This is a genomic window from Enterobacter sp. V89_11, assembly GCF_029967775.1.
Lineage (GTDB): Bacteria > Pseudomonadota > Gammaproteobacteria > Enterobacterales > Enterobacteriaceae > Enterobacter > Enterobacter ludwigii.
The window spans coordinates 12,722-27,025 of record NZ_JASCAN010000025.1 but is presented as its reverse complement, the minus strand read 5'-3'; the positions used below and the strand labels follow the sequence as shown (position 1 = coordinate 27,025).

11 protein-coding genes are annotated in these 14,304 nt (G+C 58.9%); 9 read left to right on the top strand and 2 right to left on the bottom strand.

Annotated features, from left to right (window positions below; all coding sequences use genetic code 11):
- The first annotated feature begins 144 nt into the window (after positions 1-144).
- From QLG09_RS18515 to QLG09_RS18505, 3 genes are all read left to right on the top strand, one after another.
- A complete protein-coding gene (locus tag QLG09_RS18515; RefSeq protein WP_047744073.1) occupies positions 145-2,853 on the top strand; it encodes a cation-transporting P-type ATPase in 2,709 nt (902 codons plus the stop codon).
- A gap of 106 nt (positions 2,854-2,959) precedes the next feature.
- The gene (locus QLG09_RS18510) at positions 2,960-4,021 is read left to right on the top strand and encodes an efflux RND transporter periplasmic adaptor subunit (protein WP_063858397.1); all 1,062 of its coding nucleotides are present in this window, start codon (positions 2,960-2,962) and stop codon (positions 4,019-4,021) included.
- Positions 4,022-4,030: 9 nt separating this feature from the next.
- The gene (locus QLG09_RS18505) at positions 4,031-7,165 is read left to right on the top strand and encodes an efflux RND transporter permease subunit (protein WP_282489269.1); all 3,135 of its coding nucleotides are present in this window, start codon (positions 4,031-4,033) and stop codon (positions 7,163-7,165) included.
- Here QLG09_RS18505 and QLG09_RS18500 read toward each other — a convergent pair.
- Positions 7,116-8,237, bottom strand: a complete 1,122-nt coding sequence (locus QLG09_RS18500; RefSeq protein ID WP_232929647.1) for a YbdK family carboxylate-amine ligase — start codon at positions 8,235-8,237, stop codon at positions 7,116-7,118. The two genes, QLG09_RS18505 and QLG09_RS18500, sit on opposite strands and share 50 nt — an antisense overlap.
- 143 nt (positions 8,238-8,380) lie before the next feature.
- On the opposite strand from QLG09_RS18500, the gene QLG09_RS18495 reads away from it, so the two are divergent.
- Positions 8,381-9,271, top strand: a complete 891-nt coding sequence (locus tag QLG09_RS18495; protein WP_047366343.1) for an oxidoreductase — start codon at positions 8,381-8,383, stop codon at positions 9,269-9,271.
- Here the strand turns inward: QLG09_RS18495 and QLG09_RS18490 are convergent.
- Complete coding sequence (locus QLG09_RS18490; RefSeq protein WP_025204769.1) at positions 9,268-10,062, bottom strand: helix-turn-helix transcriptional regulator; 795 nt, start codon at positions 10,060-10,062, stop codon at positions 9,268-9,270. The genes QLG09_RS18495 and QLG09_RS18490 overlap by 4 nt on opposite strands.
- A 118-nt stretch (positions 10,063-10,180) precedes the next feature.
- Between QLG09_RS18490 and QLG09_RS18485 the strand changes: the two genes are divergently transcribed.
- The 5 genes from QLG09_RS18485 to QLG09_RS18465 all read left to right on the top strand — a co-directional run bounded on the left by QLG09_RS18485 (position 10,181) and on the right by QLG09_RS18465 (position 14,296).
- Complete coding sequence (locus QLG09_RS18485; RefSeq protein ID WP_152691345.1) at positions 10,181-12,136, top strand: FUSC family protein; 1,956 nt, start codon at positions 10,181-10,183, stop codon at positions 12,134-12,136.
- A complete protein-coding gene (locus QLG09_RS18480) occupies positions 12,126-12,341 on the top strand; it encodes a DUF1656 domain-containing protein (protein WP_020885123.1) in 216 nt (71 codons plus the stop codon). Before QLG09_RS18485 ends, QLG09_RS18480 begins: the two co-directional genes overlap by 11 nt.
- Positions 12,338-13,201 (top strand): HlyD family secretion protein, encoded by an 864-nt coding sequence (locus QLG09_RS18475; RefSeq protein WP_049023157.1) that lies wholly within the window; start codon positions 12,338-12,340, stop codon positions 13,199-13,201. Before QLG09_RS18480 ends, QLG09_RS18475 begins: the two co-directional genes overlap by 4 nt.
- A 205-nt stretch (positions 13,202-13,406) precedes the next feature.
- Entirely contained in the window at positions 13,407-13,856 is a 450-nt protein-coding gene (gene lysM, locus QLG09_RS18470) for a peptidoglycan-binding protein LysM (protein ID WP_020885103.1), read from the top strand.
- 44 nt (positions 13,857-13,900) lie between these two features.
- Positions 13,901-14,296 (top strand): YidB family protein, encoded by a 396-nt coding sequence (locus tag QLG09_RS18465; RefSeq protein WP_020885102.1) that lies wholly within the window; start codon positions 13,901-13,903, stop codon positions 14,294-14,296.
- Positions 14,297-14,304: the final 8 nt, after the last annotated feature.

Below are 14,304 nucleotides of genomic sequence, written 5' to 3'. Positions count from 1 at the left end.
TCGAATAATATTTATTAGTTTTGAATATCCCGGCAGTAATTATATTGCGGTAGATCAATTCTACCCGCAAGCCTTAAAAATGAATTTATTAAAGCCAGAAAGGAATTCAGGCTTCCGTCCACCGTATATTGAAGGAAAAATACGATGACCAAAAAAAATCTCTCTCAGAACATGCCACCTGCTGGTGGGCAGGCGTATCAGCAGACCGTTGAGCAAGTGCTTGCTAACAAGCAGAGCCAGGCAAGCGGCCTCGACCGTGCTGAAGCGCAGGCACGTCTGCATCAGTATGGCCCTAACGCGTTGCCGGAGAAAAAAGGCAAGCCCGCCTGGCTACGTTTTCTCGCCCATTTTAACGATGTGCTGATTTACGTTCTGCTTGCCGCGGCGGTATTAACCGCAGTTATGGGCCACTGGGTCGATACGCTGGTTATCCTCGGTGTGGCGGTAATCAACGCGTTAATTGGCCATATTCAGGAAAGCAATGCGGAAAAATCCCTGAAGAGTATTCGCAATATGCTCTCCAGCGAAGCGCGCGTCATTCGCAATGGCAATCATGAAACGCTACCGACAACTGAAATAGTCCCGGGCGATATTATTGTATTACGCGCGGGCGATCGTATTCCGGCGGATATGCGTTTAATCGAAGCGCATAATTTACGCGTGGAAGAGGCTATTCTGACCGGCGAATCTACCGTGGTGGATAAACACATTAATCCGCTGACCGGTGAATTACCGCTGGGCGACCGCACTAACCTGGTCTTTTCCGGTACGACCGTGAGTGCAGGGGGCGGCATTGGCGTGGTCATTGCCACCGGGCAAGAGACTGAACTTGGCCACATTAACCAGATGATGGCGGGTATTGAAAAGCATCGTACGCCGCTGCTGGTGCAGATGGACAAGCTGGGGAAAGCGATCTTCGCCATTATTCTGGCGATGATGGCGGCACTGTTTGTCTTCAGCCTGGTGTTCCGCGAAATCCCCATGGGCGAGCTGCTGCTCTCTCTGATTAGCCTGGCGGTCGCGTCCGTGCCGGAAGGTCTGCCAGCCATTATTTCTATCATCCTTTCTCTTGGCGTGCAGGCGATGGCACGCAAGCGGGCGATTATCCGCAAGTTGCCAACGGTTGAAACCCTGGGGGCGATGACCGTGGTCTGCTCGGATAAAACCGGCACCCTGACCATGAACGAGATGACGGTGAAAGCCATCATTACTGCCGACAGTTGCTACCGCGTGGACGGTAACAGCTACGAGCCGGTGGGGAACATTTACCTGGAAGGCAGCGACGAGCCGATGCAGATCCAGCCGGGCACCGTGCTGGAGCAGTACCTGCGCACTGTCGATCTCTGTAATGACAGCCAACTGATTCAGGACGAACGCGGTCTGTGGGGCATCACCGGTGGGCCGACCGAAGGGGCGCTGAAGGTGCTGGCGGCGAAGGCGCATCTTGAGCCGGTGATGACCACCCTGATTAACAAGATCCCGTTCGATTCGCAGTACAAGTACATGAGCACCCACTATCAGATTGGTCACGAGGAGCACATCCTGATTACCGGCGCGCCGGACGTGATTTTCGCGCTGTGTAAACAGCAGCAGGCCCGTAACGGCGCTGAAGCGTTCGACCGCGCTTACTGGGAAACCGAGATGGAGCGCTATGCACGCCAGGGGCTGCGTATGGTTGCCGCGGCGTTCAAACCGGCGAACGGTGAGCAGGCGCTGACGCATGACGATCTGAATCACGGGCTGATCTTCCTCGGTATTGCCGCAATGATGGATCCACCGCGTCCTGAAGCGATTGATGCGATTCATGCCTGCCAGCAGGCCGGGATCCGCGTGAAGATGATCACCGGGGATCACCCGCAGACGGCAATGAGCATCGGTCAGATGCTCGGGATCACCAACAGCGAGCAGGCGGTGACGGGCTACCAACTGGAGAAAATGGACGACGCTGAGCTTGCAGACGCCGCGGTGAAATATGACATTTTCGCCCGTACCAGCCCGGAGCATAAGCTGCGCCTGGTGAAAGCCCTGCAGGACAAGGGTGAGATCGTGGGCATGACCGGCGACGGTGTGAATGACGCTCCGGCGTTGCGCCAGGCGGACGTGGGCATCGCAATGGGCATCAAAGGCACCGAAGTGACCAAAGAGGCGGCGGATATGGTCCTGACCGACGATAACTTCGCCACCATCGCCAGCGCGGTAAAAGAGGGGCGTCGCGTTTACGACAACCTGAAGAAAACCATTCTGTTCATTATGCCGACCAACCTGGCGCAGGGGTTGCTGATTGTTATTGCGCTGCTGGCAGGGAACATTATCCCGCTGACGCCGGTACTGATTTTGTGGATGAACATGGCAACCTCCGCCACGCTCTCCTTTGGCCTGGCCTTTGAAGCCGCCGAGCGCAACATCATGAAGCGTCCGCCGCGTCAGACCGGACAGCACGTGATGGATGCGTACGCCGTATGGCGCGTGGCCTTCGTCGGGACCATGATTGCCATCGCCGCCTTTGCGCTGGAAGCCTGGCTGGCACCGCGCGGCCACAGCGCGGAGTTCATCCGTACCGTGCTGCTGCAGATGCTGGTCTGCGCCCAGTGGGTATACATGATTAACTGCCGCAACACTGAAGGGTTCTCCCTGAACCGTGGCCTGCTGGCGAACAAAGGGATTTGGCTGGTCACAGGCGTGTTGTTCCTGCTCCAGGCGGCAATCATCTACCTGCCGTTTATGCAGATGCTTTTCGGTACGGAAGCGCTGCCTCTGCGCTACTGGTTCGTCACGCTGGCGGTAGCCGCGGTGATGTTCTTCGTTGTTGAAATCGAGAAGCGACTGACCCGCAGGTTCCGTAAGGCTGCATAACCTTTTGCCCTCACCTTAACCCTCTCCCGCCGGGAGAGGGGATGCTGACCTCCCTTTCATTGGGCAGAGGGCCGGGGTGAGGGAAACACATCAGAGGTACATCCCCATGAAATTCCCGCTCCTGTTCGTCCTCCTCGCCCTCTTTCAACCCGCGTTTGCTGCTGCCATTCCGGTTCGCGTGGCGGTTGTGGAGCAAACGACCCACGCCGCTGAACGGCACGTGCCTGGCCGCATTGAAGCCATTCATACCGTCGAGATAAGAGCACGCACGGAAGGCGTGATTACCCAGGTTCATTTTCGCGACGGACAATACGTGAAAAAAGGTGACGTGCTGTTTGAGCTGGACGATGCCGAGCCACGCGCCGCCGTGCGTCTGGCACAGGCTGAGGTAAAGAGCGCGGAAGCCACGCTGCGTCAGGCGCAGCAGCAGCTTTCACGCTTTGAAAGCCTGGGCAACAGCAATGCCATCAGCCGTCACGACGTGGATAACGCGCGCATGCAGCGCGATGTCGCCAGCGCTGCGCTGGAGCAGGCGAAAGCTCGCCTCGAAACCCGTAACGTGACGCTGGCGTACACGCGCATCACATCGCCGATTGATGGCCGCGTGGGGCACAGCCAGTTCCATGCCGGCAGCCTGGTGAACCCGTCAAGCGGCGTGCTGGTGGATGTCGTGCAGCTTGATCCGATCCGTATCGCCTTTGCGCTGGAAGAGGGGGCGTTTGCCACCAAAGCCGGACAACATGCGGATATCAGCGCCCTGAAGCGCGCCTGGCAGGCGCGGATTGACAGCAATGGTCAGCGCCTGAGCGGTGAACTGACCTCCGTGGACAATCGTATCGACCCGCGTACCGCCAGCGTGATGCTGCGCGCCGAATTTGCCAACCCGCGCCATCAGCTGCTGCCGGGCGGCAATGTGAATGTCTACCTGCGTCCGGCAAGCGCGCAGCCGGTGCTGACAGTGTCCGCTGCGGCGGTACAGCAAAACGGCGAGGGATTCTTTGCCTGGGTGGTTAACGCAGAAGGCAAAGCCGAAAAACGCCCGCTGAAGATTGCCGGACAGATTGGCCAGCAGTTTGAGATTTCATCCGGCTTACATCCCGGTGAGCGAGCGATCACCGACGGTGCCCAGCGCGTACAGCCTGGCGCAGCCGTCCAGATACTGAATTAAGGAGCCATCATGCTGACGTTTTTCCTCAAACGCCCGCGCTTCGCGATGGTGATTGCGCTGGTGATAACCCTGCTGGGTGCCATCGCGCTGAAGATTATCCCGGTGGAGCAGTACCCGCAGATCACCCCACCGGTGGTGAATGTCTCCGCCAGCTGGCCCGGTGCCAGTTCGGCTGACGTGGCGGAAGCCATTGCCACGCCGCTGGAGACTCAGCTTAACGGCGTGGATCACATGCTCTATATGGAATCCACCAGTTCCGATGAAGGTGCCTACAGCCTGAACATCACATTTGCGGCAGGGACCGATCCGGATCTGGCCGCCATCGACGTGCAAAACCGCGTGGCGCAGGCTGTGGCGCAATTGCCCACCGAGGCGCAGCAAAACGGCGTGCAAGTGCGTAAACGCGCTACCAATCTGATGATGGGGGTAAGCCTTTACTCACCGGACAATACCCACACGCCGCTTTTCGTCAGTAACTACGCCAGCACGCAGGTGCGTGAAGCGCTGGCGCGTTTGCCGGGCGTCGGGCAGGTGCAGATGTTTGGCGCACGCGACTACAGCATGCGTATCTGGCTGCGTCCGGATCGCATGAACGCCCTGAACGTGACCACCGATGACGTGGCTCAGGCGTTACGCGAGCAGAACGTCCAGGGGGCGGCAGGCCAGGTCGGAACGCCGCCGGTGTTTAACGGCCAGCAGCAAACCCTGACGATTAACGGCCTGGGGCGTTTAAATCAGGCTGAGGACTTTGCGGACATCATTATCCGTGCGGGGGAGATGGGCCAGCTGGTGCGCCTGAAAGATGTCGCCGCGATTGAACTGGGGTCGCGCAGCTACAGCTCCGGCGCCCAGCTGAACGGGCATGACTCCGCCTATCTTGGCATCTACCCTACGCCGTCCGCCAACGCCCTGCGCGTAGCCGATGCGGTTCGCGCGGAGCTGGCGCGACTCTCTGCACGTTTCCCGGACGATCTGACCTATGAAGTAAAATTTGATACCACCACCTTTGTCGCCGCGACCATCAAGGAGATTGGTGTCTCGCTGGCGCTGACCCTGCTCGCCGTCGTGGTGGTGGTTTCCTTATTTCTGCAGAGCTGGCGTGCGACGCTGATTGTGGCGCTCGCTATTCCAGTGTCGCTGGTCGGCACCTTTGCGGTGCTCTATACCCTCGGTTATTCGGCCAACACGCTCAGCCTGTTCGCCATTATTCTGGCGCTTACCATGGTGGTGGATGACGCCATTGTGGTGGTGGAGAGCGTTGAAACGCTAATGGCGGAAGGGCAAAGCCGCACGGCGGCTACCGCACAGGCGCTGCGCCAGATTGCCGGGCCGGTGATTGCCACCACCCTGGTGCTGCTGGCGGTGTTTGTGCCGGTGGCGCTGCTGCCGGGGATCGTGGGGGAGTTGTATCGCCAGTTCGCAGTCACGCTCTCCACCGCCGTCACGCTCTCAAGCCTGGTGGCGCTGACCCTGACGCCAGCGCTCTGTGCGCTGTTGCTGCGCCCGCGCCCGAAGAAGCCAGCCGCGGTTTACCGCGTTTTCAACCGCGGACTGGATACCACGCGCACCGTTTATACCCGCATCGTTAACTGCATTAACCTCCGTCCGTGGCTGGTGCTGCTGGCAACGGCCGGTGCGGCGGGCGTGGTGGTGTTCAGCTTTATGTCAATGCCAAAGGGCTTCCTCCCGCAGGAAGATCAGGGCTACTTCTTCGCCAGCGTGCAACTGCCGGAAGCGGCGTCGCTGGAGCGTACCGAAGCGGTGATGACCACCGCGCGGGAGCTTATCGCCAGACACCCTGCGGTCGAGGATGTGATTCAGGTCTCCGGTTTTAACATTCTCAACGGTACCAGCGCGTCTAACGGCGGGTTTATCTCCATCATGCTGAAGACATGGGGGGAGCGTCCGCCGCTTGATGAGGTGATGGGAACGCTGCAGCGTCAGCTGCTGGCGCTGCCGGAAGCGACCATCATGACCTTCGCCCCGCCGACGTTGCCGGGGCTGGGCAACGCCTCCGGCTTCGACCTGCGTATTCAGGCCCAGGCGGGGCAAAGCCCGGCTGAGCTGGAACGCGTTACCCGCAACGTTTTGATAAAAGCTAACCAGCATCCGCAGCTTAACCGGGTGTTTACCACCTGGAGCAGCAACGTGCCACAGTTGACGCTGACCGTTGATCGCGAGCGCGCTGCCCGCCTCGACGTGCCGGTCTCGCGCATCTTCAGCAGCCTGCAAACCGCCTTTGGCGGCACGCGTGCCGGGGATTTTAGCGTTAACAACCGCGTCTACCACGTGGTGGTACAGAACGAAATGCAGTGGCGCGAGCGTGCCGGGCAAATCAGCGAATTGTTCGTGCGCAGCAATAACGGTGAGCGGGTGCGTCTGAGTAATCTTGTCACGATTACCCCGACCGTTGGCGCACCGTTCCTGCAGCAGTATAACCAGTCCCCGTCGGTGTCAGTGAGCGGGTCGGCGGCAGACGGCGTGAGCAGCAGCACGGCGATGGCCGTGATGAGCGAGCTTCTGGCGGAAAACCTGCCTGCCGGGTACGACTATGCCTGGAGCGGGATGTCTTATCAGGAGCAGCAGACCGGAAATCAGGCCATCTGGATTGTCCTGGCCGCGGTGGTTATGGCGTGGCTGTTCCTTGTCGCGCAGTATGAGAGCTGGACGCTGCCCGCGAGCGTGATGCTCTCAGTCCTGTTCGCCATCGGTGGCGCGCTGGTGTGGCTGTGGATCGCGGGATACGCCAACGATGTGTATGTGCAGATTGGCCTGGTGCTGTTAATCGCGCTGGCGGCCAAGAACGCGATCCTGATCGTCGAGTTTGCCCGCGCACGGCGTCATGAGGGGATGGCGATTGTCGATGCGGCCCGTGAAGGCGCCTCACGCCGCTTCCGGGCGGTGATGATGACGGCGGTGTCATTTATTATCGGTGTGCTGCCGATGATGCTGGCGTCCGGGGCAGGGGCGCAGAGCCGCCGCATCATTGGCACCACGGTGTTCAGCGGGATGCTGGTGGCCACCGTGGTCGGCATTCTGTTTATCCCGGCGCTGTTTGTGCTGTTCCAGCGCCTGCGTGAGTGGGGACATCGCCTTACGGACTCGTCGCCCACAGCTCGCAATGTTTCTGAACCAGAGAAATAAGCGAACCGCCGTCTGCGATAAAATCGCGCATGCGCTGCGCCTCGCTCTTGCCCTGTTTTAACATCAGGGCTATTTCCTTAATCGCGCTCGTCGCGCCGAGCTTCTCGGCCGACGGCGCAACCTGCTCCAGCAGCCACGCAATATCTTCCGCTACGGTTTTGTGCTCACCAGTCTGCACGTCTGTCAGAATGCCCTCTAACCCATAACGACACGCCTGAAAACGGTTAAAGCGGTACAGCAGAAAATCCTTTTCCTGATGCTTATAGGGCCGCGTGGTCAGCAGCCAGTGAGACGTCGCCTGAATCAACCCGGCGATGTTGATCGCGTGGCCGAGCGTCAGCGGTGTATCCATCACCCGCACCTCGACCGTGCCAAAATGCGGGCTGGGGCGAATATCCCAGTGCAAATCTTTAATGCTGTCGATCATGCTGGTGGCGTTCAGACGACGAAACAGCCCTTCGAACTCTTGCCAGTTGTTCACCCACGGCATCTGTCCATTATCCGGAAATCCCGAGAAGATATTGAGTCGCGACGAGGCGAACTTCGTGTCCGTACCCTGCATATAGGGTGAGGACGCCGCCAGAGCAATAAAGTGGGGGACAAAGCGCGACAAACCATGCAGCAGATAAATAGCGTCGTCGCCGGTCCGACACCCGACATGCACGTGCTGGCCGAATACCGTCGCCTGCAAAATCAGATAGCCAAACCGTTCGAGCGTGACGTTATAGCGCTCGTCATCGCACACCTCCTGACGCTGCCACTTCTGAAAAGGGTGCGTCCCACCGCCGCAGATCTGAATATGCTGCTCCGCAGCGGCGCGCAGAATACTTTGCTGCATCACCGAGATTTGTGCGGCGGCCTGATCAATGTTCTGACACACGCCGGTGGCGATTTCGAGCATGCTCTCGGTGATATCGTGCTTCACTTCCCCGCCTTTGATGTCGTCTTTGACGGCAGCGATAAGGGCGGAGGAGTCCTGGCTCAGATCGTACCCCGGCGGGTTAACCACCTGCAGTTCAAGTTCAATACCAAGGGTATAAGGTTCAGAGGAATGGAAATCGGGTAATGGCATGGTGCACTCCGTTGTCGTAGATGAAATGAGTATAGACAACGGGTATGGCTCCCACTTCAGGCGGTGGTATAAAGGGACGTGTGGCGGCTATGCTGAACGCCACGGCACACTGATTAGGGCTTTAGCGACCAGGGGAGTTAACAATGTCTGACTATCCAACCATTGCACTGATTGGACCCGGTGCAATCGGAACCACTATCGCTGCGGTGCTGCATGAGGCTGGCCGCACGCCGCAACTGTGCGGACGTACCGCACACCCGCAATTACGTTTGCGGCACGATGAGGGTGAAATCGTGGTACCCGGGCCGGTATTAACCGATCCGACGGTCATCGATCGTCCGTACGATCTGGTTTTTATCGCAGTGAAAACGACCCAGAACGCCGACAGCACGGGATGGCTGAACGCGCTGTGCGATGAAAACACGGTGGTTTGCGCGCTGCAAAACGGCGTCGAGCAAAAGGCCCAGCTTGCACCGTGGGTCAATGGCGCGACGGTACTGCCGTCGGTGGTCTGGTTCCCGGCGCAGCGTGAGCCGGATGCCTCCGTCTGGCTGCGCGCCAGTCCGCGGTTGACGCTGCCGGATGTGCCGCAGGCAAAACGGGTGGCTGATGCGCTGAACGGCACGCGCTGCGCGGTAGACTTGTCGGCAGATTTTCTTACCGTCGCATGGCGCAAGCTGCTGCAAAATGCGGTTGCAGGCCTGATGGTGCTTGCGAATCGTCGTGCCGGGATGTTCTCCCGTGAGGATATCAGCGAGCTGGCGCTGGCGTATTTGCGCGAGGGGCTTGCCGTGGCCCGAGCAGAAGGCGCGGTGCTGCACGATGACGTTGCGCAGGAGATCCTGGCGAATTTCCAGCGCGCACCTGCCGATTTGGGCACGTCTATCCTCGCCGATCGTCAGGCCAACCGTCCCATGGAGTGGGATATCCGCAACGGCGTGATCCAGCGCTATGGTCGTGCTCACGGTATTCCCGTTCCGATTAGCGATGTGCTGGTTCCCCTGCTTGCTGCAGGCAGCGAAGGGCCGGGTTAACGGCCGCTGACTTTTCGTTCGGCAAAATAGTGCGCGGGCGTGGTGCCCATGGCTTTCCTGAACATGGTGATAAACGCATTCACGGATTCATACCCAAGCGTTGTCGCCACGTTCTGGACCGGGACACCGCTTGCCAGCTCCTGCAGAGCAATAATCAACTGTAGCTGCTGACGCCAGCGGCCAAAGCTCAGCCCGGTCTCGCGCGCCATCAAACGCGCAAAGGAGCGCTCGCTCAGCGCCAGCCGTTTCGCCCATGCTTTCAGGGTGCTTCTGTCGTCAGGATGGCTGACCAGCGCGTCGGCCATGGCGCGAATTTTGGGATGGGCTGAAACGGGCAGGCTCAGCTTCTGCTGCGGCATGCTGGCGAGCTCATCAAGCGTTACTCTGGTCAGCCGCGCGGCATGGCTCTCTGGCGGATAATCAACGCGTTCATGCGTCAAACGGTCAACCAGCGCTTTGATTAACGGGGAAATGGCCAGTGTGCAGCATTTCTCCGGCAGCGCGGCGGCACCGGGCTCAATAAACAGATAGTTGAGATGAGCATTCCAGGTCGCTTTGGCGCTGTGTGCGATCCCGCCAGGGATCCAGACGGCACAGTCTGGTGGCACGATCCAGATATCATTTTCCGCATGACAAATCACCGCGCCATACAAAGCAATAATCAGCTGCCCCTTACGGTGGGTGTGCACCGGCACTTCCGCGGCGTACTCCACGAAATCCAGATGTCGGGCTACGGCCGGGCATGCGGTGGCGTCAGGGTCGAAGAGCGTATTGGCAAGTTGAGGTTTCACGTTTCTGGCAATATTTAGGTATTTTTTGACAGAATAGAGTATTTAAGCGGGTTCGCAAGCCAGTAATAATTCTGGCATGAACACATTAAACGCTTTTCATTTTCATTCGTGGCGCGGCATGCGTGAGCGCTTATCTCCCGTGCTGCGTAACGATGCCAGCGCGCTGCTCTATTCCGCGAGAAGTTTTGCAGCGGCGATGCTCGCTTACTACATTGCGCTGTCGATAGGCCTCGAACGTCCATCATGGGCCATTATTACCGTCTATATCGTGTCGCAGACGTCGGTGGGTGCCTCGCTGAGCAGAAGTCTCTATCGTCTGGCCGGCACCGTTGTGGGGGCCTGCGCCACCGTTGCGATCGTACCTGTCTTCGTCAATATGCCGATCCTCTGCAGCGTGATGCTGTCGGGCTGGATCACGTTCTGCCTCTATTTATCTCTGCTGGAGCGCACCCCGCGGGCGTATGCCTTTGTGCTGGCCGGGTACACTGCGAGCCTGATTGGTTTTCCTGCGGTATCCGACCCCGGCGGGATTTTTAATATCGCCATTATCCGTGTGCAGGAGATTGTCATTGGGATCTTCTGCGCGGCGCTGATACATCGCTATGTGTTACCCGCGCGTATCTCCGGCCTGTTCAACAGTAAGTTATCGCAAACCCTGCGCGCCGCGCGTGAGCGGGTGGCTGACACCCTCGCAGGCAAACCCGTCGCGGTTTCAGACCCGCTGCATCTGGCGTTGGCGCTGCAGTTTCTGCAGGGTATAAGCCACCATATTCCGTATGATTTTGCCCTGTCTGCTCCGGTGCGGCAGGGCAGAAAGGCTATCCATGACCGACTGGCGCGGCTGGTCATCGTCAACTGTGAATTACGCGATCGCTTACCGGTGACGGTGCCTGCCGGGTTGCAGGTATTGCTCGACGACGTTCAGGCCTGGCTGGGGGATAAAGATGCTGCACGCCACAGCACGGCAGATGCGTTAATAGCACGCAGTGAACAGCTCGCAGAGCGCTACGCTGCACAGGCCCGGACGATGAACGACGCGCTGCTGGCCAGTTTTGTCCGTTATCTGACGCAGGCCATTACGCTGTTGCAGCAGTGCGAACGTCTTTCTGATGCCATCCACCATGCGAAGCCCGCCCACGGACTGACGGCGGGCAGGGCAGTTAAAGGGTATGTTTTTCATCGCGATCCTCTTACTGCCGCCCGCACCGCGCTGGGCGCGTTCGCCATTATCCTGAGCGGCTGCCTGGTCTGGATCTTCTCCGCCTGGCCCGATGGCAGCACGGCGGTCTCTATCCTTGGGGTCTGCTGCACGCTGTTTGGCAGTTTCGACACCCCGGCTCCGCACATTGTGAAATACATTATTGGCTCGTTCTGGGGCGTCTTGATTAGCCTGCTGTACAGCTTTGCGCTGCTTCCGCAGGTGAGCGATTTCCCCGTGCTGGTGGCCGTGCTGGCGCCGGTATATCTGCTGGCCGGGTCGCTTCAGGCACGTCCTCCCACTACGTTTATGGCGATGGGGATCACTCTGACGCTGCCAGTATTGTGCGAGCTGGGTGCCCACTACAGCGGAGATTTTGCCACGGCGGCCAATACCGCCATTGCGCTGTTTGCCGCAACCGGCTTTGCTGTTATCAGCATGAGCCTGCTGCAAACCGTGCAGGCCGACGCGGCCATCGCGCGTCTGCACACGCTGTGCCAGCGCGATATTCGTCGCAGCGTGAAGGGCAAGCTTCTGCTGGATGAGACGCACTGGACCAATCTGATGATTGACCGCGCTGCCCTGTTACTGCCGCGCCTGCAGCGCAGCGGACGTGCCTCAGAGCAGGTGCTGAACCCGCTGCTGCGCGCGCTGCGCATCGGCCTTTCGGTGATGCATTTACGCCGCTGCGGTATGCCCGCGAGCAGGGAGATCAGCGCGCACCTGTATCACCTGAGCGACACCGACGCCTTGCGTGAACACATCGCCGACCACATCCGCCTCTGTTTGCCTGCCGCAGATGCACAAACGCGCCAGTTTGTCGGCCATCTGGTGGATTTACATTGCGCATTACGGAGGGCAGACGATGGTCAATGATCTGAATATCGGGGGCGTTTTTATCCCGGGACTGCTTGTCACCGCGCTCGCGGCGCTGGCCTGCACGCTGGCACTCATCGCGCTTTTATCGCTCAGCAGGCTCTACCGTCGTTTGCCTTTTCGCCCGCTGCTGGACGTTTCAACTTATCTGGTCACCTTTTTCCTGCTGATGCAGGGCCTGACCGCGCTGGGGTTATTTAGATGAAATCATTACTTTCTCTGGTCGGTCGCTATGCGCTGACGTTATGTGCCGTCGCGGCGGCCACGCTTCTGGCTTTTATGATGTGGAAACATTATGCGCAAACGCCCTGGACCCGCGACGGCCGGGTACGGGCGGATGTGGTACAGATTGCGCCGGACGTATCCGGGCCGGTAATCCGCGTGGCCGTCCGGGATAACCAGTGGGTTAACCGGGGCGATGTGCTCTACGCTATCGACCCGCACTGGCTCACGCTGGCGGTGGCCAGCGCGCAGGCGGAGGTGGAATCCAGACGGCATGAGATGGTTATGCGACAGGATGCCGCCAGACGACGCTCACAGATTAAAGCCGCGATATCCAGCGAGGATTTGCAGCAAACGGGCAGCGCCGCGAACGTCGCGGTGGCGAATTATCACGGTGCGCTGGCCGCGCTGGAGCTGGCCGAGCTTAATTTGTCCCACGCCACCGTACGGGCTCCCGTCTCGGGTTATATCACCCATCTGCGGCTTCGCCCGGGGGACTATGCCACCGCGGGGGAGACTAAGGTCGCCATCGTCGATGCGCACAGTTTCTGGGTGGTGGGGTATTTCGAGGAGACCAAACTTCGACATATTCGCGTTGGGGACACGGCGCATATCGTGTTGATGGGCTATGACCCGGTGATTGCCGGGCATGTTGAGAGCATCGGCCATGGGATCGGTGATAACAACGATGAGACGGGCGGGCTTGGGCTTCCCGACATCGAGCCGACGTTTAGCTGGGTGCGGCTGGCGCAGCGCGTCCCGGTGCGCATACATATTGATGCATTGCCGAAGGGGATTGAGCTGGTAGCCGGGTTGTCGGCGAGCGTGGAGGTGGTGCGTTGAGGGCGACGGGAGTCCCTGTTTATATTGCGGCATAACGGCGATATCAGGGCAAATATCCTGCACCCTGACGCTTATTGGATATACTTCATGTGGCAGGTTGTGCTGTTTCCGGATTTTTCAGCCAGAGCGGAGACACCGCATCGTACATCCTGCAACGGGATCCAATGAAAATGTTCACCATGAAACAGTTATGGAGGTGTGGAAGATGGGATTATTAAGTTTTGTGAAAGAAGCGGGCGAGAAAATCTGGGATGCCGTATCCGGCGGTAGCAAGGAAGATCAGGCCGACAAGCTGAAAAAACATATTGATAGTCTTAACCTGCCTGGTGCCGAAAAGGTCAACATTAATGTCGCGGACGACGGTACGGCGACGGTGACCGGCGACGTGGGCTCCCAGGAAGATAAAGAAAAAATTCTGGTGGCGGTAGGTAACGTTACCGGGATTGGTCAGGTCAATGATAGCGTGACCGTCACCCAAAGCGGGGTGGAAAGCCGCTATTACACGGTGAAATCCGGCGATACCCTGAGCGCCATCTCAAAAGCGATGTATGGCTCTGCCAATGAGTATCAGCGTATTTTTGAAGCCAATAAACCGATGCTGACGCATCCCGACAAAATCTACCCGGGTCAGGTACTGATTATCCCGGCTAAGTAAGCCGTCAATCAGGACGTGTTAGCGATGTTTGTAGGGAGTCTGTGATGGGGTTATTAGATCAAATCGGCAGCCTGGCCGGCGGGCAGGGCGGTAAGACGGAGCAACTCCAGGCGATCATGACCTGGATTGAGCAGCAGGGCGGCATTCAGGGGATCCTCGAAAAATTCCGCAATGGCGGCCTGGGCGGCGTTGTCGAGTCGTGGCTTAGCCAGCAGAGTAATCAGTCGGTCAACAGCGAACAGATCACATCGGTGTTTGGATCGCCTGCGCTGCAGGATCTCGGCGCAAAACTGGGCGTGGATTCTCAAACCGCGTCGACGCTGATTGCTGAATACCTGCCTAAAATCGTCGACGGCCTTTCACCGCAGGGCGAAGCCCCGGCCCAGGGCGACCTGATGTCTGCGGGACTTAACCTGCTCAAAGGTAAGTTCCTGAGTTAGTGCAATCC